The sequence below is a fragment of the Microbacterium sp. PI-SA-G genome (genome assembly GCF_057215335.1).
On sequence record NZ_CM170103.1, the window covers coordinates 3674553 to 3693063 of the forward strand.

General features: G+C 69.3%; 22 protein-coding genes. 16 read left to right on the plus strand and 6 right to left on the minus strand.

The window, feature by feature from the left end; genetic code table 11:
• Positions 1 to 77: 77 nt before the first annotated feature.
• Complete coding sequence (locus tag AC2D10_RS18155) at positions 78 to 599, minus strand: hypothetical protein (RefSeq protein WP_484709619.1); 522 nt, start codon at positions 597 to 599, stop codon at positions 78 to 80.
• Between the two features lie 81 nt (positions 600 to 680).
• Here AC2D10_RS18155 and AC2D10_RS18160 point away from each other — a divergent pair, with 81 nt between their 5' ends.
• The 8 genes from AC2D10_RS18160 to AC2D10_RS18195 are packed head-to-tail and all read left to right on the plus strand — an operon-like array spanning position 681 to position 5855.
• A complete protein-coding gene (locus AC2D10_RS18160; RefSeq protein ID WP_484709620.1) occupies positions 681 to 1880 on the plus strand; it encodes a TadA family conjugal transfer-associated ATPase in 1200 nt (399 codons plus the stop codon).
• Complete coding sequence (locus tag AC2D10_RS18165; RefSeq protein ID WP_484709621.1) at positions 1877 to 2734, plus strand: type II secretion system F family protein; 858 nt, start codon at positions 1877 to 1879, stop codon at positions 2732 to 2734. The genes AC2D10_RS18160 and AC2D10_RS18165 overlap by 4 nt, the downstream gene beginning before the upstream one ends.
• Positions 2731 to 3669 carry a type II secretion system F family protein gene (locus AC2D10_RS18170; protein ID WP_484709622.1) on the plus strand — a complete coding sequence of 313 codons (939 nt, stop codon included), beginning with the start codon at positions 2731 to 2733 and terminating at the stop codon, positions 3667 to 3669. Before AC2D10_RS18165 ends, AC2D10_RS18170 begins: the two co-directional genes overlap by 4 nt.
• A gap of 20 nt (positions 3670 to 3689) precedes the next feature.
• Positions 3690 to 3890, plus strand: a complete 201-nt coding sequence (locus tag AC2D10_RS18175; RefSeq protein WP_484709624.1) for a hypothetical protein — start codon at positions 3690 to 3692, stop codon at positions 3888 to 3890.
• Positions 3890 to 4294 (plus strand): TadE/TadG family type IV pilus assembly protein, encoded by a 405-nt coding sequence (locus AC2D10_RS18180; RefSeq protein ID WP_484709625.1) that lies wholly within the window; start codon positions 3890 to 3892, stop codon positions 4292 to 4294. The genes AC2D10_RS18175 and AC2D10_RS18180 overlap by 1 nt, the downstream gene beginning before the upstream one ends.
• Complete coding sequence (locus AC2D10_RS18185) at positions 4263 to 4715, plus strand: TadE/TadG family type IV pilus assembly protein (RefSeq protein WP_484709626.1); 453 nt, start codon at positions 4263 to 4265, stop codon at positions 4713 to 4715. The genes AC2D10_RS18180 and AC2D10_RS18185 overlap by 32 nt, the downstream gene beginning before the upstream one ends.
• Positions 4716 to 4768: 53 nt before the next feature.
• Positions 4769 to 5152: a hypothetical protein gene (locus tag AC2D10_RS18190; RefSeq protein WP_484709627.1), complete on the plus strand. Its 384-nt coding sequence runs from the start codon at positions 4769 to 4771 to the stop codon at positions 5150 to 5152.
• Between the two features lie 34 nt (positions 5153 to 5186).
• Positions 5187 to 5855, plus strand: a complete 669-nt coding sequence (locus AC2D10_RS18195) for a helix-turn-helix transcriptional regulator (protein ID WP_484709628.1) — start codon at positions 5187 to 5189, stop codon at positions 5853 to 5855.
• Here the strand turns inward: AC2D10_RS18195 and AC2D10_RS18200 are convergent.
• The gene (locus AC2D10_RS18200) at positions 5831 to 6229 is read right to left on the minus strand and encodes a VOC family protein (protein WP_484709629.1); all 399 of its coding nucleotides are present in this window, start codon (positions 6227 to 6229) and stop codon (positions 5831 to 5833) included. The two genes, AC2D10_RS18195 and AC2D10_RS18200, sit on opposite strands and share 25 nt — an antisense overlap.
• 98 nt (positions 6230 to 6327) lie before the next feature.
• Positions 6328 to 7563, minus strand: a complete 1236-nt coding sequence (locus tag AC2D10_RS18205; RefSeq protein WP_484711877.1) for an MFS transporter — start codon at positions 7561 to 7563, stop codon at positions 6328 to 6330.
• Between the two features lie 143 nt (positions 7564 to 7706).
• On the opposite strand from AC2D10_RS18205, the gene prfB reads away from it, so the two are divergent.
• Positions 7707 to 8816, plus strand: coding sequence for a peptide chain release factor 2 (gene prfB, locus AC2D10_RS18210; protein WP_484709630.1), 1110 nt, complete (start codon positions 7707 to 7709; stop codon positions 8814 to 8816).
• Between the two features lie 66 nt (positions 8817 to 8882).
• Here the strand turns inward: prfB and AC2D10_RS18215 are convergent, their stop codons facing one another.
• Positions 8883 to 9998 (minus strand): DUF2510 domain-containing protein, encoded by a 1116-nt coding sequence (locus tag AC2D10_RS18215; RefSeq protein ID WP_484709631.1) that lies wholly within the window; start codon positions 9996 to 9998, stop codon positions 8883 to 8885.
• A gap of 182 nt (positions 9999 to 10180) precedes the next feature.
• Here AC2D10_RS18215 and ftsE point away from each other — a divergent pair, with 182 nt between their 5' ends.
• The 3 genes from ftsE (at position 10181) to smpB (ending at position 12800) form a co-directional block, all read left to right on the plus strand.
• Positions 10181 to 11314, plus strand: coding sequence for a cell division ATP-binding protein FtsE (gene ftsE / locus AC2D10_RS18220; protein WP_484709633.1), 1134 nt, complete (start codon positions 10181 to 10183; stop codon positions 11312 to 11314).
• Complete coding sequence (gene ftsX, locus AC2D10_RS18225; RefSeq protein WP_484709635.1) at positions 11311 to 12225, plus strand: permease-like cell division protein FtsX; 915 nt, start codon at positions 11311 to 11313, stop codon at positions 12223 to 12225. Before ftsE ends, ftsX begins: the two co-directional genes overlap by 4 nt.
• A 98-nt stretch (positions 12226 to 12323) precedes the next feature.
• Positions 12324 to 12800 (plus strand): SsrA-binding protein SmpB, encoded by a 477-nt coding sequence (gene smpB, locus AC2D10_RS18230; RefSeq protein WP_484709636.1) that lies wholly within the window; start codon positions 12324 to 12326, stop codon positions 12798 to 12800.
• A 9-nt stretch (positions 12801 to 12809) separates the two neighbouring features.
• On the opposite strand, the gene AC2D10_RS18235 is transcribed toward smpB, so the two are convergent.
• Together AC2D10_RS18235 and lexA are read right to left on the minus strand one after the other, a co-directional pair.
• The gene (locus AC2D10_RS18235; RefSeq protein ID WP_484709638.1) at positions 12810 to 14675 is read right to left on the minus strand and encodes a dipeptidyl-peptidase 5; all 1866 of its coding nucleotides are present in this window, start codon (positions 14673 to 14675) and stop codon (positions 12810 to 12812) included.
• Positions 14676 to 14724: 49 nt separating this feature from the next.
• Positions 14725 to 15411, minus strand: coding sequence for a transcriptional repressor LexA (lexA, locus tag AC2D10_RS18240; RefSeq protein WP_484709640.1), 687 nt, complete (start codon positions 15409 to 15411; stop codon positions 14725 to 14727).
• Positions 15412 to 15720: 309 nt separating this feature from the next.
• Between lexA and AC2D10_RS18245 the strand changes: the two genes are divergently transcribed.
• Genes AC2D10_RS18245 through hisH form a run of 4 tightly spaced genes read left to right on the plus strand, consistent with a single transcriptional unit; the run spans position 15721 to position 18475 of the window.
• A complete protein-coding gene (locus AC2D10_RS18245; RefSeq protein ID WP_484709641.1) occupies positions 15721 to 16089 on the plus strand; it encodes a LysM peptidoglycan-binding domain-containing protein in 369 nt (122 codons plus the stop codon).
• Between the two features lie 45 nt (positions 16090 to 16134).
• On the plus strand, positions 16135 to 17229 hold the full coding sequence (locus AC2D10_RS18250; protein WP_484709642.1) for a histidinol-phosphate transaminase: 1095 nt from the start codon (positions 16135 to 16137) through the stop codon (positions 17227 to 17229).
• Positions 17226 to 17843, plus strand: a complete 618-nt coding sequence (gene hisB / locus AC2D10_RS18255; protein ID WP_484709643.1) for an imidazoleglycerol-phosphate dehydratase HisB — start codon at positions 17226 to 17228, stop codon at positions 17841 to 17843. Before AC2D10_RS18250 ends, hisB begins: the two co-directional genes overlap by 4 nt.
• Positions 17840 to 18475 carry an imidazole glycerol phosphate synthase subunit HisH gene (gene hisH / locus AC2D10_RS18260; RefSeq protein WP_484709644.1) on the plus strand — a complete coding sequence of 212 codons (636 nt, stop codon included), beginning with the start codon at positions 17840 to 17842 and terminating at the stop codon, positions 18473 to 18475. Before hisB ends, hisH begins: the two co-directional genes overlap by 4 nt.
• Positions 18476 to 18511 lie beyond the last annotated feature (36 nt).

An 18511-nucleotide genomic window follows, 5' to 3' on the forward strand; every position in this document is an offset into this window, starting at 1 on the left:
CGTCCTCTCAGGCTATGCCGTCACACAGGCTGCGCCGAACCGGTTGACGCCGTCGATGCGGCTCGGTACGCGAGGGGTCAGAAGGTGCCGGTGTACTGGAGGTTGCCGACGAGGACGACGTTGACCGTGCTGGGGGCGACGGTGATCGTGTAGGTGCTGCCGGTGGGGAAGGGGCCGGTGATCTCGACGTTGCCGATGTTGCCGGACTCTTCGCCCGCCGCCAGCTCGTTCCGGTTCATCAGGGTGACGATGTTGCGTTCGCGGAACGCCGTCCAGTTCGCTGACGCGTTCAGAAGCGTGTCGTTGATGCCGTCGATCTCGGGGAGGAAGATCGTGATGCGCAGGGAGTTGATGGGATACGTGACGCTCGACGTGGCCCCGTTGTAGTTGGTGCCGGCGAGGTAGATCCCGGCGTTCGCGAAGGCGTTGCCCGTGAGGAAGAGCGTTCCGCCGTCGACGGTCGAGGCGGCGGCGAGCGGAGTGGCGACGGCCACGGCGACCACGGGGGCGGCCCACGCGGCGCCCTGCAACAGCTTTCGGCGGGTGACGCCCTGCGCGATCTCGGATTCGTGCATGCTTCCCCCCGGAATATCGATCATGACGAATTCAAGTCTAAGTCGCGGTCTTTTCCCTGTGGATAACTCCGGAGGGGCCGGGCCGTTTCTTGCGAGTATTCCCGGGTGAGTCATCCGTCCTCTCTTGTCGCCGAGCGTGTCCGGCGGCGCCTGCGCGCTGAAGGCATCGATCCGTCCGTCGACCCGGAGGCGACGCGCCGTATCGCGCAGGCCGAGGCGCGGCGGCACGACGACTACGCGCTCGCTCGGGGTGAGGCGTTGATCGACGACGAGGCGGGGTGCGTACGCGATGTGCTCGCGGCGGTCAGCGGGTTCGGTGCGTTGCAGCCGCTGCTCGACGATGCGGAGATCGAGGAGATCTGGCTGAACGGCACCGGGCATGTGCACGTCGCCCGCGGAGGTGTGTCGGAGCGCACGGCACTGCGTCTGACGGATGCCACGGTGCGCGACCTGGTCGAGCGCATGCTGATGTCGACCGGACGACGGGTCGACATCAGTCAGCCGTTCGTCGACGCGTCGTTGCCCGACGGCTCCCGTCTGCACGTCGCGATCGCGGACGTGGTACGGGGCTCGTGGGCGCTCAACATCCGTAAGTTCCTACCGCGATACCGCACGCTCGACGCGCTCACGGCGCAGGGGTCGATGCCCGCGTCGGTGGCTGATCTGCTGCGCCAGGCAATGCGCGAGGGCCGCAGCGTCATCGTTTCGGGTGCCACCCACGCGGGCAAGACCACGCTGCTGGGTGCCCTGCTCTCGTCCTGTGCGGAGAGCCAGCGCATCATCACCGTGGAGGAGACGTTCGAGCTGGCGGTCGAGGGGCCCGATGTCGTGTCTCTGCAGGGGCGGCAGGCGAGTCTCGAGGGAACCGGCGAGATCACCCTGCGCCGCCTGGTGAAAGAGGCCCTGCGCATGCGCCCTGATCGCCTCGTGGTCGGCGAGGTCCGTGATGCGGAGGCGCTCGATCTCGTGCTCGCTCTCAACACCGGTGTGCCCGGAGCGGGGACCGTGCACGCCAACTCCGCCGTCGAGGCGCTCGAGAAGCTCACCGTGCTGCCACTGCTGGCCGGCCGCAACATCGACCGGTCCTTCATCGCGCCGGCGCTCGCATCGGCCGTGGGGCTCGTCGTGCACTGCGCCCGCGACGCTGAGGGAGCGCGTCATGTGCAGGAAGTCGTCGCACCGACGGGAGAGGTCGTCGACGGGCGCATCCGCACTCGCATCGTGTATTCGGCATCCTCGCCCTCCGAGCGGGTTCCGGTCGCGGCGACGCGGGCGCTTGCCCGCCGCGAGGGGATGGCGTCGTGAGGGTTGTGCTCGGTGCGTTGCTGGCAGCCGGTGTGCTGCTGTGCGTGTCTCCGTGGATGTGGCCGCGGCGCGAACGCGCGGCCGCGACCGAGAACCGTGGGCCGCTCGAGCGCCTGCGTCGGGAGTCCGGCCTCGGCGACCTCTCGCACCGCGGCCTCTGGAGCGCCATCGTCGGCCTCGCTCTCGTCGCCGCATCCGCCGTGTGGTTGTTGACGGGACTGCTGGTGCTCGTCGTGCTGGCCGCGCTCGCCGCGGGAGCCGCGCCCGTGATGTTCCTTCGGGCGCGCCGCGTCCGCCTGCGACGCGTGCGACGACAACTCTGGCCGGATGTGTGCGACCTGCTGGTCGCGTCGATCCGCGTCGGGTTGTCGTTGCCGGATGCGGTGGCCGGGCTCAGTGACTCGGCACCCGCGATGTTGCGCCCCGCGTTCGCCGTCTTCTCGCGGGATCTGCAGGCGACCGGTCGCTTCGAGTCGAGCCTCGATCGACTCAAGGAGACCCTCGCCGATCCGATCGGCGACAGGATCATCGAGACGCTGCGCATGGCGCGGCAGGTCGGTGGCACCGAGCTCACCACCGTGCTGCGGGCGCTGTCGTCGTCGGTCCGCGCTGACGCGGCGCTGCGGGGTGAGGTCGAGGCGCGGCAGTCCTGGATCCGCGGCGCCGCCGTGCTGGGTGCGGTGGCGCCCTGGGTGGTGCTCGGTCTGCTCGTCATGCGTCCGGAGGGCGCAGCCGCCTACGGCACGCCGGAGGGCGTGATCGTCATCTGCGTGGGCGCCGTGGTGTCGGTGGTGGCGTTCCGCATCATGCTCCGGATCGGTCGACTCGCCGAGCCGCGGCGGTGGTTCGGATGAACGTTCTCTCGGCAGTGGCGAATTCGGTGCTGATCGGCGGACTCTTCGCCGCCGGTGTGCTGACGATGCTGGCCGCGCTGCCGTCGTGGCGTGCGGCGTCGCTGAGCACGCGCATCGCTCCCTATGTGCGTGATGTGGTGCCTGACGACCGTCTTCCGGACGGCGTCCTGCCCACATCCGGTGCGTTGCCGGCGGCCGAGCTCGCCCCCTGGCGCTGGGCGCGTGCCGCGTTCGAGCGCGCGGTGGGCGGGGGAGACGCACTGCGGCAGCGCCTCGCTCAGGCGGGAGCGGGGATGGACCCGTCGATCTTCCGCGCGCGGCAGCTGGGATGGATGCTGGTCGGCATCGCTGCGGGGGCGGTGACCGTGATCGTGCTGGCGCTCACCGGCCAGCTGACGCCGCCGATCGCGGTGCTGCCGTTTCTCGCGGGTGGTGTCGGCGCGGCCGCCTACGACCTGCAGCTCTCCGCGCGCGTCTCATCGCGGCGTTCGCGCATGACGGAGGAGCTGCCGACGATGCTCGAGTTCCTCTCGCTCTGCCTGTCGGCCGGCGAAGGGCTGCTCGACTCGCTGCGCCGCGTCACGACTGTGGGCTCCGGCGAACTCGTCGGAGAGCTGCGACAGGTGGTGCTCGCCGTCGGCACCGGTTCGCCGCTCGCCGATGCGCTGAGCGAGATGGCCACGCGGCTGCAACTCCCGGGCCTCAACCGTGCGGTCGATCAGGTCGTCGCAGCCCTCGAGCGCGGAGCCCCGCTCGCCGGCGTGCTTCAGGCGCAGGCCGGAGACGCGCGTGACGAGGCCAAGCGCACGCTGATCGAGCAGGCAGGGCGCAAAGAGATCCTGATGCTGCTGCCTCTCGTGTTCCTCATCCTGCCGCTGTCCGTGCTCTTCGCGATCTATCCCGGACTCTTCATCCTGCGCCTCGGCATCGGCTGAGCGCCCACGAAAGGAACGACATGACGATCACTCTCCGCCACTGGACGCACAGGATCGGCGCCCGCGCGCGCTGGCTCGTCGAGGATGAGAACGGAGACGTTCCCGGCTGGGTGCTGGTGACGCTGATGACGGCCGGCCTCGTGGTCCTGATCTGGGCGGTCGCGGGTCCGGCGCTGTCGGCGCTGTTCGAGCAGGCGATCCAGCGCGTCTCCGGGCTCTGATGCGCGCGCCGGCGGCACCGTGGAAGGACGAGGACGGTTCCAGTCCGGTGGAGTTCCTCCTCGTGGGCACTCTCCTCACGGTGCTCACCCTCGCGGTGCTGCAGCTGGCGTTCGCCGTCTACGTCCGCAACGTGGTGCATGACGCGGCCGTCGAGGGCGCGTACTACGCGGCGCTCGCCGACACGAGCCTCGCCGAAGGAGAGCAACGTGCACGTGACACCATCGCCCGCGCGATTGGTCCGAGCTACGCCGAGCAGATCGCGGTCGTCGAGTCCGAGCGCCTCGGCCAGCCCACGGTCGAGGTGCGCGTGCGCACGACGCTGCCGATCATCGGGCTCCTCGGCGTGCCCTACGCGTGGGAGGTGGAGGCCGATGCACCGCAGGAGAGCCTGGGCGACGGATGACGAGGGATCGGCCGCGCTCGAGTTCATCACGGTCGGAGTGATCCTGCTGGTGCCGCTCGTCTACCTCGTGATCGTCCTCGGAATCGTGCAGGAGCGGTCATTCGGCGTCGAAGCGGCCGCGCGACTCACCGCTCGGACGATCGCGCTGGCGCCGAACCCCGATGCTGTCGCGGCACGCAGCGACGCCGTGCTGGCCGGCATCGTCGACGAGTACGGGATGGATGCCGACGATGTGCAGGTCGGCGTCAGCTGCTCGCCATCCGGGCCGACCTGCCCCGCGGCGGGTGCGACGGTCACGGTCACCATCGCGACGCGCGTGCAGCTGCCGTTCGTGCCTGCGGTGTTCGGGCTCGACCGAGCCGCATCGATCCCGGTCGAGGCATCCGCCACACAGAAGGTGTCGCGGGTGTGGGGCAGATGACTCCGCGCGCGCCCCGCGCCGTTGGGAGACCTGCGGCTCAGGAAGACGGCAGCGTGCTGCTGCTGATCCTCGGCTACGCGGTGCTCTCGATCGCGGTGCTGTTCGTCTGCGTCTGCGCCACCGATCTCTACCTCGCGCAGAAGCGTCTGGACTCGCTGGCCGATGCCGCGGCGCTCGCCGGAGCCGACGGATTCACCCTGATCGTCGAGGGAGAGGGAGTCCGGGCCGAGCTGACCGATGACGGGGTGCGGGAGCAGGCTCAGGCGTTGTGGCGCGCGATTCCGCGCGACGCGCAGCTCGTCTCGGCGGACACCCCGGACGGCGCGTCCGCGCGCGTCACCGTGGCGATCGACTGGGCTCCGCCGCTGCTGGCGCCCTTCGTCGGCGACGGGGTCCGGTTGGAAGCCACGGGAACGAGTCGGACCGCGCTGCGGTGAAAGGTGTCGACGGGGCATCGAGGAGAATGAGTGCATGTACACGGAGCGTCGACTGTCTCCCCATCTGACTGTGTGGCGTTCTGTCGGTGGTCACGCGGCGACCATCCCCGCGGACGGCAGCGTCGACGTGATTCTGCACGACGATCGGTTGACCGTGGCGGGCCCGTCGACGCGATCCATCCAGACGCGGGCGGACAACGCCGACGGTTTCGTCGGCGTGCGCTGGGCCCCCGGCGCAGCGGCGTCGGCGCTGCGCCTTCCTCTCGCTGAGCTCCGGGATCTCGAGGCGCCGCTCGACGGCCTGCTTCCGCCAGCCGCCGTTCGCCGGATGGCCGCCATGATTCGCTCCGCCGTCACTGCCGGAGCGCCCGCGGAGATGGGGGACCTCGACGTCGACCCTGCCCCCTGGGTGACTGCGGTGCGGTCAGCTGCCGGCGACGGTCTCCGCGCTTCGGCCGCCGCGACGGCCGTCTTCTGTTCAGAGCGTGAACTCCGCCGGCGTATGACCGCTGAGTTCGGGTACGGATATCACTCTTTGGTGCAGGTGCTGCGAGCGCAACGGGCGTATCCGATGGTGGTCTCGGGCGTCGCGCTCGCAGACGTCGCAGTTCGCGCGGGATACGCGGACCAGTCGCATCTGACGCGCGAGTTCCGTCGGCGGGTCGGGGCGACGCCCGGTCAGCTCGCCTCGAGCTCGGCATAGAGATCAACCGAGTTTCCATCGGGGTCGAGCAGGGTCGCGTAGCGCTGCCCCCAGTGCGCGTCCCAGGGCTCGACGTGCGGTGTGTGGCCAGCCGCTGTCATCGCCGCGAACAATGCGTCGACGGCTGCCGGGCTGGGCATCGTGAAAGCCAGCGCGACGCGGTGACCCCCGCCCGGGAAGACGTACGCCGGGTCGAAGCTCCGGATGGTCTCCACGGTGTCCCAGGCGAGGACGGTTCCGTCGTCGAGTCGCCCATCGACGTGCGGGGCGTCATCCATCCCGTCCGGAACGGTCACCCCCAGCGCGCGGTAGAAGGCCAGCGAGGCGTTCATGTTCTGCGTCACGATCCCGATGAATCCCAGTGTCAATGTCATGTGCGCCACGCTACGGCGCTTCCTCGAACGGCATCTTGAACCAAACGGCCGTACGTCGCGAACACGGTCGCGACGTCAGGAACAGCAGCCCTCCGCCCCTACGCACCCTCGCCGGGCTTCACCCGTGGCACGAACCGGGGGATCCAGCGGAGGAACCCGAGTGCTCCGACGATGCCGACCACACCCATGACTCCCGCGGCGATCGGCAGCGACGACACGGCGACGATGCCCGAGATCGCGAGCGGGGCGATGGCGCCCCCGGCATCCGTCAGCGTCCGCCACGAGCCGAGGAACGGGGCGGGGTCGCGCTTGGGTGCCACATCGGCGCCGAGCGTGAGCAGGATGCCGCTGGAGAGTCCGTTTCCGACGCCGAGCACTCCGGCGAACAGGCCGTACCAGAGAACGGCGGCCTCCCCGTCGTGCGAGACCGAGAGCGCGAAGAAGCCGGCGCCCATCAGCACCATCGCGGGCATCGCCGCCCACAGGCGACCGAAGCGATCCATCACCTGACCGCTGGCGTAGAAGAGGGCGAAGTCAATCGCACCCGAGACGCCGACCACGAGGGCGATCGTCGAGGCATCGAGCCCCAACGACAGTCCCCAGAGGGGAAGGACGACCTGGCGTGCCGAGCGCATCGCCGAGAGCGACGCCGCCGCGAGTCCGAGCCGGCTCAGCACCGACCGTTGCCGCCACATCGTGCGCAGGACGCCGGTGCGTTCCATCGTCGGAATCGCGCCGCTCACGGGTTCCCCGGAGTCCTCGATGAAGGAGCGAGTGGACGGACGAGTGATCCGCGGGTTCTTCTTCTCGGGGTCGGGCCCGAGAAGAACCAGGAGCACCATTCCCACCAGGCAGCCGAGGAAGAACCAGATCGCCGCCGATTCCGATCCGAACAGCTGCAGCAGCCCGGCCGCGACGAACGGACCGACGAACATGCCCAGGCGGAAGCTGCCGCCCAGCAACGAGAGCGCGCGGGCCCGCACGGCGAGCGGGACGCGAGTGGTCATGAACGCATGACGGGCGAGGCCGAAGGCCGCGGCGCAGAATCCGAGCAGGAACACGGATGCCGCCAGCACCCCGATCGACGGGGAGAGGAGCATACCGACGGCCGCGAGTGTCGAGATCATTCCGGCGATGACCATCGTGAATCGTTCGCCGATGCGGGCGACGGCCCACCCCGCGGGCAGGTTTCCGCACAGCTGACCCACCACGAGCGCCGAGGCGACGAGCGCGGCACCGGCCACGTCCGCGCCCATGCGCACCGCGATCACGGGGATCAGTGGGATCACCGCCCCTTCGCCGAGCGCGAAGAGGATGGTGGGCAGGTACACCATGGGTCCGAACTGCCGTAGGACCCTCGATGCATCGCTCACGGGACGAGGCTACTCCGCTCGCGCGCGGGGCTCACACGGGTCGATCGCGTGCCGCCGGATATCCACACGGCACGCGGCTCCCGGGCAGGATAGGCTGAGGTGTCATGCTCGAACTAGATCTCTCCGCCGAAATACAGGCGCTCAGGCACACCTTCGGCGACATCAGCGAGGTCGTCGATGTCTCCCATCTCCGCGAGGAAATCGCCCGACTCAGCGAGGAAGCCGGTGCCCCAGACCTCTGGGACGACACCGAGCGTGCGCAGAAGGTCACCAGCGCACTCAGCCACCGCCAGTCCGAGCTCGCTCGCGTCATGGGCATCGCCTCGCGTCTCGACGACCTCGAAGTGCTCGTCGGCCTGGCCAACGAGATGGGCGACGAGGACTCCGCGCAGGAGGCTCGGGCCGAGTTGACCGCACTCACCGACCTGATCAACCAGCTCGAGGTGCAGACCCTCCTCGACGGCGAGTACGACGACCGCTCCGCGATCATCACGATCCGCTCCGGCGCGGGCGGCGATGACGCCACGGACTTCGCCGAGATGCTCATGCGCATGTATCTGCGTTGGGCCGAGCGTCACAAGTACCCGGTCAAGGTCATGGACACCTCCTACGCCGAGGGTGCGGGCATCAAGTCCGCGACGTTCGAGATCGACGCCCCCTACGCCTTCGGCACCGTCTCGGTCGAGGCCGGCACGCACCGCCTGGCCCGCATCAGTCCCTTCGGCTCAGCCGACAAGCGCCAGACGTCGTTCGCCGCCGTCGAGGTCATCCCGCTGATGGAAGAGGCCACCGAGGTCGACATCCCCGAGAACGACATCCGCGTCGATGTGTTCCGCTCCTCGGGCCCGGGTGGGCAGTCCGTCAACACGACCGACTCGGCCGTGCGCCTGACGCACCTTCCGACCGGCATCGTCGTGTCGATGCAGAACGAGAAGTCGCAGATCCAGAACCGCGCCGCCGCCATGCGTGTGCTGCAGACGCGCCTCCTGCTGCTGCAGAAGGAGCAGGAAGCAGCGAAGAAGAAGGAGCTCGCCGGCACCATCACCGCGAGCTGGGGCGACCAGATGCGCTCCTACTTCCTCTACGGCCAGCAGCTGGTCAAGGACCTGCGCACCGGACAGGAGTCGGGCAACCCGGCAGCCGTGTTCGACGGTGACCTCGATGACTTCATCTCGGCGGGCATCCGCTGGCGCAAGCGCAAGATCGAAGACTGATCTTCGGTTCATGACGAAGGCCCCGGGAGCAGATGCTCCCGGGGCCTTCGTCATGCAGGCCGCGTGTCAGGGCACGAGGCAGACAGGGATCGCATCGCCGAACTCCTCGGCGAAGGCCGACGCCGCCTCAGAATCGGTGAAGGTGCCGTCGCTGTCAGCGATCTTCCGCAGCGTCTCGTCATCGATGGACGATGCGACGAACTCGTCGGCGAAGCAGGTGATCTGCTCCGGCGTGTAGCCCTCGGCTCCGGTTGCCTCGATGAGCGTGGTGAGCCCGGTCGCCACTTCGGCGGAGGTCGGGCGTGCACCGGTGCTGGTGCCGGTGTCCGTCCCGTCGGACTCTTCGGGGGCCGGGGTCGACGTCGCCGAGAACGACGGGCGGTCGAGCTCCTCGCTGACTCCCTGCGCGAACGCGAACAGGTAGACGAACGACATCACGACGCCCAGGATCGTTCCGACCACGGCCAGGACCAGCCCGCTGATGCCCGGCCACTTCTTGCCCTTCAGGAAGAGCGAGATGAGCGAGACGATGAATCCGGCCGCGAGCAGGAAGAACCCCACGAAACCGACCACCGGGATGAAGACGAGGATCGTGCCGAGTACCGACAGACCCAGACCGACGAGGCCGAGGACGGAGACCTTCTGCGGCCCTTCAGGTGCGGGGGTGCCGTACGGGGTCGATCCGGGATAGCCGCCGCCGGGTGCTGCGTAGGCCGCGCCGGGCTGGTCGGCGGACGCAGCGCCCGGGTACGAAGGAGCAGGCGGGGCGTACGACGGCGGAGCCGCGGCGTACGACGGCGTCTCGGCCGGCACGGATGCGGCGTGGTCGCCGAGGGGAGCCGCGGCCGGGGTCGGCTCAGCCGACGCCGACTGGGAGTACGCCTCGGATGCAGCCTCGGCGGGCACCGGCTCGCTCACGTCGGGCCCCTGACCGTTCTCGGGGCTGATCTCGGTCTCTGCCGACGGGCGGACCCACGTGTCATCCAGCGACGGCTCGTGCGTCTCAGCGACCGCGGGCTCGGATGCCGCGACCGGCTCGGACGCGCCGGCCTCGGCCGAGTCGGAGGACTCCGCGGGAGACTCGGCGGCGGTCTCCGGAGCGAAGTGCTCGGTCCACTGCTGGCCGTCCCACCAGCGCTGACGCCCGGATCCGTCGTCGTACCAGCCTGCAGGTGTCGTCATGGCTCCCCCTCGAAGTGATTGCGCCCGCGCGGACAGCGCGACGGCATCTTCATGTATAGCAGTGCGCGGTGACACGCTTCCGGCCACCTGTGGGCAGTGCTGCCCGGTATGTCGGACCCGGACCCACCGCGCGGGGTGTCGCTCGCGGCCAGGGGAGAGGCCGCGCTTAGGCTCGTACCGCCATGATTCGGTTCGAGAACGTCACGAAACGCTACCGCGGGACGTCGAAGCCCGCCCTCTCCGGTGTCGACTTCGAAGTGCAGCGCGGGGAGTTCCTCTTCCTCGTCGGCGCCTCCGGCTCCGGCAAGTCGTCCTGTCTGCGCCTCATCTTGCGCGAGGACGTCCCCACCACCGGCCGGGTCGCCGTGCTCGGACGCGACCTGCGTTCGCTCGCGAACCGGAAGGTCCCGTACTTCCGCCGGCACATCGGGTCGGTCTTCCAGGACTTCCGACTGCTGCCGTCGAAGACGGTCTATCAGAACGTCGCCTTCACTCTGCAGGTGACGGGCTCGTCTCGCGGTTTCATCCAGCAGGCGGTGCCCGAGGCGCTCGCACTCGTCGGTCTGGACGGCAAGCAGAAGCGGATGCCGCACGAGCTCTCCGGCGGGGAGCAGCAGCGCGTGGCGATCGCCCGCGCTCTCGTCAACCGCCCGCAGGTGCTGCTCGCCGATGAGCCGACCGGAAACCTGGACCCGGCCACGTCGGTCGACATCATGCAGCTGCTCGCGCGCATCAACGCCGGGGGCACCACCGTGCTGATGGCCACGCACGAGGCCGGCTTCGTGGACCAGATGCAGCGTCGCGTGATCGAGCTCCGCGACGGCGAGATGGTGCGCGACGAGGTGCACGGCGGATACGGCGACACCTCGAACATCCCGCGCCTCGTGCCGGCCGAGGTGCGCGGGGCCGCAGCGGCCGCCGCGCTCACCGCCGTGCAGGAGGTGCAGCGTCAGACAGCCGATCTCTCGGTCGTGCGCGCCGCCCTCACCGACGAACTGATCACCCAGCAGCGCCGTGCTGCGGCATCCGCCCCGGCCACGACTCCGCACGACGCCCCGGCGTCGTCGTCCACTGCCGCCCCCGACGAGCCCGCGCCCGCTGAGGCATCCGAGCCCGCACCGGCACAGCACCAAGCGCAGGCAGAGGCGCAGACGCAGGCGCAGCCCCCTGCTCAGACGCAGACCCCCGCAGCCACCGCCGTCGGCCCGTTCACGCGGCCGATCGTCCTGCCTCCGGTCGACGTCGCCGAGATGGGTGTCGCCGACCGCCTCGGGCTGTCCGCGGGCGATGACGACGAAGTGGGGCCGACCTCATGAGAATCGGTCTGATCCTGACCGAGGCCCTGGGCGGTCTTCGGCGCAACATCTCGATGGTGATCTCGGTCATCCTCGTCACCTTCGTGTCGCTGACCTTCGTCGGCGCGGCGATCCTGATGCAGAGCCAGATCGGCGTCATGCGCGGCTACTGGTCCGAGCGCGCCCAGGTGGCGGTGTACATGTGCTCGGCGGTCTCGCAGACCGACACCTGTCTCGACGGCGCGGCCAGCGAAGAGCAGGTGCAGGCGGTCCGGGCGACGCTCGAGGGCGATGCGCTGTCGCCGCTCATCAGCTCGACGACCTTCGACACGAAGGAAGACACCTACGCCAAGCTCGTCGATCAGCTCGGTGCCGACCAGGCGAGCGTGCTGACACCGGACCAGGCGTTCGAGGTGTTCTTCGTGACGATGAAGGACCCGACGCAGTCGAGCGTGCTCTCGGAGGCGTTCAGTGACCAGGCGGGCGTGGAGCAGGTCAAGGATCAGCTGCAGTACCTCGAACCGCTGTTCTCGGCGTTGACCGTGGCCACGTACATCGCCGTCGGGATCGCGGTGCTGATGCTCATCGCCGCGACGCTGCTGATCGCCACCACCATCCGGCTGTCGGCCTACGCCAGACGCAAGGAGATCGGCATCATGCGGCTGGTCGGCGCCTCGAACAGGTTCATTCAGACGCCGTTCGTGCTGGAGGGCGTGTTCGCCGCCTTCCTGGGGTCGGCTCTGGCGAGTGCCGCGGTGCTGGCCGGTGTGCACTTCGGCGTCAACGGGTACCTGCGCGGGCGAGTCCCGTTCATCACGACCTGGGTGTCGATGCAGGACGCGACGCTGGTCGTGCCGGTGCTCATCGGCATCGGCGTGATCCTCGCCGCGCTCTCGGCCGGGTTCGCGATCCGCCGCTGGCTGCGCACCTGATCACTGACTTGAGTGGACCCGGCAGTCGACCGGGGATAGACTGAAAGGCTGCTCAGCCGCGTCCGGCCGCTGAGCTCGTCGAATCACAGGAGTGCATCATGCCCAGGGAACGCGGGGAGAAGGTCGTCGCGACCAATCGTCGCGCACGTCACGACTACAACATCGAGAAGTCGTACGAGGCGGGAATGGTGCTCACCGGCACCGAGGTGAAGTCGTTGCGCCAGGGGCGTGCCAACCTCAGCGACGGCTACGCCTTCGTCAAGGGCAACGAGGTCTTCCTCGACTCCGTGCACATCCCCGAGTACTCGCAGGGGCACTGGACCAACCACTCCGCGAAGCGCATCCGCAAGCTGCTGCTGCACCGCGAGGAGATCGCCAAGCTCTCCCATGCGGTCTCTGCCGGCGGCTACACGCTGATCCCGCTCAAGCTCTACTTCTCCGACGGGCGCGCCAAGATCGAGATCGCTCTCGCCAAGGGCAAGCGCGAGTTCGACAAGCGCCAGACGCTGCGTGAGCGACAGGACACCCGCGAGGCCGACCGGGCCATGCGCCTGCGCAACCGCGTCGGCGAGTAGCGCGCACGCTCAGAGGCGCGGTTCGAACCCGAACACGCGCCCCAGGAAAGTGAGCTCGCGCTCGAGCGCGTCGACGATCGTCTCCGCCCGCCGGAAGCCGTGGCCCTCGCCCGGGTACACCACGTACTCGTGAGGGATGCCGCGGGCAGCCAGAGCGTCGCGCACGGCCTCGGACTGCGCCGGGGGCACGACTCGATCGTCGGCCCCCTGCAGCAGGAGCACCGGCACATCGATGCGCTCGGCGTTCGTCAGCGGAGAACGCTCGATATACACGGGCTCGGCTTCGGGAAGGGGGCCGACCAGGCCGGCGATGTAGTGCTTCTCGAAGTCGTGGGAGTGCGCGTCGAGCATGCGCAGGTCCGCGACTGCGTAGCGGCTGATGCCGGCGGCGAAGACCCCGCCGCGCACCAGAGCCGACAGCACGGTCCACCCGCCGGCTGAACCGCCGCGGATGGCGATGCGGGCGGGATCGGCGAGTCCGGCGTCGGCCAGGCCGCGGGCGGCGGCGATCACGTCATCGACATCGACCACGCCCCATTGACCATCCAGCCGTTCGCGGTAGGCGCGACCGTAGCCGGTGGAGCCGCCGTAGTTCACATCGAGCACGCCGATGCCTCGGCTCGTGTAGAACGCGATCGCCGCCGACGAGGCCCCGGTCACGTGTGCTGTCGGACCGCCGTGCACGAACACGATGTACGGCGGGAGTTCGTCGGCGGGGGCGGAAGCCGACGGATTTGCGGGGGCATAGTCGAAGGCGTGTACCGGTCCGTGCGCGCCGTCCACCGTGAAGGGGCGGGCCGTCGGCATCCACTGATCGTCGACCGGGGCGCCGCCCGCGACGGTGAGAACCTCTCCGGAGTCGACGTCGACGCACCACACCCCGGGTGCGACGGCGGATCCGTTGCCGCTCAGCAGCACGCGTGCGCCGTCGACGTCGTCCACACTCACGTGGCCGTCCGCGGGGACGTCGAGTGCGCGGGACGAGCCATCGGTCGAGATGACGTCGATGGCATCACGGCCGTTCGTGCGCACGGCCACGACGCGTCCGTCGTCGAGAGGTCGGTACCACCGGTTGCCGAGCACCCAGAGGCCGTAGCCGGTGTCGGCGTCGGTCGGGGAGAGCGGGGTCGGGCGCCCGCCGTCAGCGAGCTCTCCCAACGACACGGTGTGCAGGGTCCAACGGTCATCGTGACCGTCGGCGAACAGCAGGAGGTCGTCGGTCAGCCATTCGGGCTGGAGGGCGGTACGGGTCGGAATGTCGGGAAGCTCCTCATCGTCGAGGGCTGCGAGGCGCAGCTGGGCCGACTGCCAGGGCATCCGACGTCCGCTCCATTCGACCCAGGCGATACGGCGGCCGTCGGGCGAGAGCGCGGGGTGCGCGAAGAACCCGGTCCCCTCCGCGAACACGCGGACGAGCGACGGGTCATCGGCGGCCGAGCCGTCGGTGGGGATATCGATGACCGCCCGCCGGTGCGGCTCGTGCGTGAGATCCTCGCGCACGGCGAGCAGGCGCCCGCCCTGCAGCCGCAGACCTCCATGCGCGGGCCCCGGGGCCGTGAGGGGAACGGGCGCTCCACCCGGCGCGAGCCGGTGGACACGCTGATCGCCCGCGTCGACGAAGTAGAGGATGCCGTCGGCATCCGCCGTCCACGCGCCTCCGCCGTACTCGTGCACGCGTGAGCGAGCGCTTCGTGGTGCCGGGAGGATTTCAGCACCCGACGAGCTGCGCACCGTGAAGCGCCCGCCTTCTGCGGGAACAGACTCGCCCCACCAGATCTCGGACCCCACGAAACGCGAGCCGTCGATGCGTGGGGACGACGAGGCGACCGCTTGCGCAGAGAAGGGAGACGGCCAGGACCCGGAGGGCGAACTCATGTTTCGAGCCTAGGTGCAGCTCCGCGGACGCACGCGGGGAGATACGAGCTCAGACCGAGCGCAGGACCGCGACGACCTTTCCGAGCACCGTGGCCTCGTCGCCGAGGATCGGCTCGAAGGCGGAGTTGCGCGGCAGCAGCCACGTGTGGCCGTCGCGGCGGCGGAACGTCTTCACGGTCGCCTCGTCGTCGAGCATTGCGGCGACGATCTCACCGTTCTCGGCGCTGTTCTGCGAGCGAACGACGACCCAGTCGCCGTCGCAGATCGCGGCGTCGATCATCGACTCGCCCGAGACCTTCAGCATGAACAGGTCTCCCTTGCCGACGAGCTGCCGCGGAAGCGGGAAGATCTCCTCGACCTGCTGCTCGGCGGTGATCGGGACGCCGGCGGCGATGCGGCCCACCAGCGGCACCATCGCGGCGTCGCCGACGGGCGTGGCCACGTCTGCGGGGTTCTCGCCGCTGCTGCCGGGCAGGTCGATCAGCACCTCCATGGCACGGGTCTTGCCCGGGTCGCGGCGCAGGTAGCCGCTCAGCTCGAGCTGGCCGAGCTGATGCGTGACGCTCGAGAGCGACTTGAGGCCGACGGCGTCACCGATCTCGCGCATGCTCGGCGGATAGCCGTGCTTCGCGATCGAGTTCTGGATGACCTCGAGGATCGCGAGCTGCTTGGGGCTCAGGTTCTTGCGACGACGCGTACGCGGTGCCTCGGCTTCGAGGGCTGAGTTCTCGCTCATGGTGCTCCTTCGGTACGCGTTCCCGACGCCGCTCTCGGAATGTCGGTGGCCCGTGGTGGGGTGTGTTCATCGAAACCGTATCCGAGAAACGACGGGATCTGGAAGATCTGTTCGAGCGTGTCGTCCGATTCGCGAGTGCGGTTTCGAAGAAAGCTTGACAGATGTTCGAAATCGAAGATACCTTCGGAACGTAGCTTCGCATCCAGTCCTCCCGGCCGAGTGCTGAATGCGAACGCTACGCCAACTTCCACCGGCCTCACGGCGGGTGGTGATCCTCCCGACAGGGAGGACGACGCAGAGGAGCACACCATGAGCACCATCACCTTCGGCACCGCAGCAGCCCGTCCGGTTCGTCCGGCGACGCGCCTCCGGCTGACCGTGCGTGGTCGCCGCGTGATGCTCGCTCTCGCGGCCCTGCCGCTCGCCGGCGGACTCGCCTTCGCGGCGATCAGCGGCGGGAGCGCGATCGCCTCGGGCGACGAGACGGCCGCGGCCACCGCGAGCTTCACCACCGTCACGGTGCTGCCGGGCGACACGCTCTGGTCGATCGCGAGCGAGGTCGCACCCGCGGCCGACCCGCGTGAGGTCATCGGAGAGATCACCCGCCTGAATGCGCTGCCGAGCGGCGAGATCCAGATCGGCCAGCAGATCTCGATCCCCGCACAGTACGAGGACTGACCTCGAAGGTCACGCCGGTCCCTGTGCAGCCGTGGGCGTTCTAGCATGGGAAGGGTGACCGCTTCTCTCGATGCCCTGCCGCTCCGCGACGATCTCCGCGGGTTGACCCCGTACGGAGCCCCGCAAGCGCCTCTGCCGATCGCGCTCAACGTCAACGAGAACACCCATCCGGTGCCCGACGAGGTCGCCAGCGACATCCTCGACGAGATCGCTGTCGCCATCCGTGACGTGAACCGCTACCCCGACCGCGAATTCACCCCTCTGCGCGAGGGCTTCGCCGCGTACCTCGGACACGGACTCGACGCGAGCCAGATCTGGGCCGGCAACGGATCGAACGAGGTCCTGCAGCACATCCTGCAGGCGTTCGGCGGGCCGGGGCGCACGGCCTTCAGCTTTACCCCCACGTACTCCATGTACCCCCTGATCGCGCAGGGCACCGGCGCCCGATGGGTCCCTGGCGTTCGCCAGCCCGACTACACGATCACGCCCGATGAGGCCGCCGCGCAGGTGCGCGAGGTCGACCCCGACGTCATCCTGCTGTGCTCGCCCAACAACCCCACCGGCACCCCGCTGGGTCTCGATGTGGTCGAGGCGGTGCACGAGGCCGCGCGCGGGGTCGTGGTCGTCGACGAGGCGTATCAGGAGTTCGCTCCCCACGACGCACCGTCCGCCCTCTCGCTGCTCGAAGGGCGCCCGCGCCTGGCTGTCTCGCGCACCATGAGCAAGGCGTTCGCATTCGCGGGCGCCCGGGTCGGATACCTCGCCGCGGATCCCGCCTTCATCGACGCGCTGCGCCTGGTTCGCCTGCCGTATCACCTAAGCGCGCTCACACAGGCGGCCGCCGTCGCCGCGCTGCGCAACGCCGACGTGATGCTCGGGATGGTCGACGAGATCGTCGAGCAGCGCGACCGCATCTCGGCCACGCTCGAAGCTCTCGGCTACACGCCGCACGAGTCGTGGTCCAACTTCGTGCTGTTCGGCGGTGTCGCCGATCCGAAGGCGACGTGGCAGAGCCTGTACGACCGCGGCGTGCTGATCCGCGACGTCGGCATTCCCGGACACCTGCGCGTCACCGCGGGCACCGAGGCCGAGACCACGGCGTTCCTCGACGCCCTCGCCTCGGTAGAATCGGCCTCATGAGCAGCCTTGCCCTGACCCCGCGCACCGCCAGCCGAGTGCGCAGCACGTCGGAGTCCACCGTCGAACTCGAACTCGACCTCGACGGCACCGGGGCGAGCCGCATCGACACGTCGGTGCCGTTCTTCGACCACATGCTCACGGCGTTCGCGAAGCACTCGCTGACCGACCTCACCGTGCGCGCGTCCGGCGACACCCACATCGACGCGCACCACACGGTCGAGGACGTCTCGATCGTGCTCGGACAGGCGATCCTCGAAGCCCTGGGCGACAAGTCCGGCATCTCGCGCTATGGCGACGCGCTCGTCCCGCTCGACGAGGCGCTGGCGCAGGCCGTCGTCGACATCTCAGGCCGTCCGTACCTCGTGCACGAGGGTGAGCCGGCCGGGTTCGAGCACCACCTCATCGGCGGTCACTTCACCGGCTCCCTGGTGCGACACGTGTTCGAAGCCATCACGTTCAACGCCGCCCTCACCGTGCACGTGCGGGTGCTGGGTGGCCGTGACCCTCACCACATCGCGGAGGCCGAGTTCAAGGCGTTCGCCCGCGCGTTCCGTCAGGCGAAGGCGCTCGACCCGCTCGTCGACGGCATCCCGTCCACGAAGGGTGCGCTGTGAGCCGGACGCCGACGGTCGCGGTCTTCGACTATGAGTCGGGCAACGTGCACTCCGCGGTCAAGGCGCTGGTCGCTGCGGGCGCCGACGCCGTACTGACGCGTGATCGCACGGTCGCACTCGAGGCCGACGGACTGCTGGTCCCCGGCGTGGGCGCGTTCGCGGCGGTGCGGGAGGCTCTGCGCGCACACGGCGGTGACGAGATCGTCGATCGTCGTCTGGCGGGCGGTCGTCCGGTGCTCGGCATCTGCGTCGGGATGCAGGTGCTGTTCTCACGCGGCGTCGAGCGCGGTCAGGACACCGAGGGGCTGGGGGAGTGGCCGGGCACGGTCACCGAGCTCAATGCCTCCGTCCTTCCCCACATGGGCTGGAACACGGTCGAACCTGGCGAGGGCAGTGTGCTGTTCCGCGGGATCGAGCAGGAGCGGTTCTACTTCGTGCACTCGTATGCCGCTCAGTCGTGGGAACTCGACGTCATGCCGCCATTCCCGCAGCCCGCGTTGACGTGGGCGACGTACGGCGACCCGTTCCTCGCCGCAGTCGAGAACGGTCCGCTGTCGGCGACGCAGTTCCACCCCGAGAAGTCCGGTGAGGCGGGCATTCAGCTGCTGCGCAACTGGATCGGCAGCCTCTGACGCAGCCCGTCTGTTCGGACGCGGGATCGAGCGATC

Excerpts from the sequence above, each read along its gene's own strand:
- AC2D10_RS18180 (WP_484709625.1), top strand. The coding sequence starts at position 3,890 with ATGCGCGCGCCGGCGGCACCGTGGAAGGACGAGGACGGTTCCAGTCCG.
- AC2D10_RS18185 (WP_484709626.1), top strand. The coding sequence starts at position 4,263 with ATGCACCGCAGGAGAGCCTGGGCGACGGATGACGAGGGATCGGCCGCG.
- AC2D10_RS18205 (WP_484711877.1), bottom strand. The coding sequence starts at position 7,563 with ATGGTGTACCTGCCCACCATCCTCTTCGCGCTCGGCGAAGGGGCGGTG.
- AC2D10_RS18170 (WP_484709622.1), top strand. The coding sequence starts at position 2,731 with ATGAACGTTCTCTCGGCAGTGGCGAATTCGGTGCTGATCGGCGGACTC.
- smpB (WP_484709636.1), top strand. The coding sequence starts at position 12,324 with ATGCCCAGGGAACGCGGGGAGAAGGTCGTCGCGACCAATCGTCGCGCA.
- ftsX (WP_484709635.1), top strand. The coding sequence starts at position 11,311 with ATGAGAATCGGTCTGATCCTGACCGAGGCCCTGGGCGGTCTTCGGCGC.
- AC2D10_RS18195 (WP_484709628.1), top strand. The coding sequence starts at position 5,187 with ATGTACACGGAGCGTCGACTGTCTCCCCATCTGACTGTGTGGCGTTCT.
- AC2D10_RS18245 (WP_484709641.1), top strand. The coding sequence starts at position 15,721 with ATGAGCACCATCACCTTCGGCACCGCAGCAGCCCGTCCGGTTCGTCCG.
- lexA (WP_484709640.1), bottom strand. The coding sequence starts at position 15,411 with ATGAGCGAGAACTCAGCCCTCGAAGCCGAGGCACCGCGTACGCGTCGT.
- ftsE (WP_484709633.1), top strand. The coding sequence starts at position 10,181 with ATGATTCGGTTCGAGAACGTCACGAAACGCTACCGCGGGACGTCGAAG.
- prfB (WP_484709630.1), top strand. The coding sequence starts at position 7,707 with ATGCTCGAACTAGATCTCTCCGCCGAAATACAGGCGCTCAGGCACACC.
- AC2D10_RS18215 (WP_484709631.1), bottom strand. The coding sequence starts at position 9,998 with ATGACGACACCTGCAGGCTGGTACGACGACGGATCCGGGCGTCAGCGC.
- hisB (WP_484709643.1), top strand. The coding sequence starts at position 17,226 with ATGAGCAGCCTTGCCCTGACCCCGCGCACCGCCAGCCGAGTGCGCAGC.
- AC2D10_RS18155 (WP_484709619.1), bottom strand. The coding sequence starts at position 599 with ATGATCGATATTCCGGGGGGAAGCATGCACGAATCCGAGATCGCGCAG.
- AC2D10_RS18235 (WP_484709638.1), bottom strand. The coding sequence starts at position 14,675 with ATGAGTTCGCCCTCCGGGTCCTGGCCGTCTCCCTTCTCTGCGCAAGCG.
- AC2D10_RS18200 (WP_484709629.1), bottom strand. The coding sequence starts at position 6,229 with ATGACATTGACACTGGGATTCATCGGGATCGTGACGCAGAACATGAAC.
- AC2D10_RS18250 (WP_484709642.1), top strand. The coding sequence starts at position 16,135 with ATGGGAAGGGTGACCGCTTCTCTCGATGCCCTGCCGCTCCGCGACGAT.
- AC2D10_RS18175 (WP_484709624.1), top strand. The coding sequence starts at position 3,690 with ATGACGATCACTCTCCGCCACTGGACGCACAGGATCGGCGCCCGCGCG.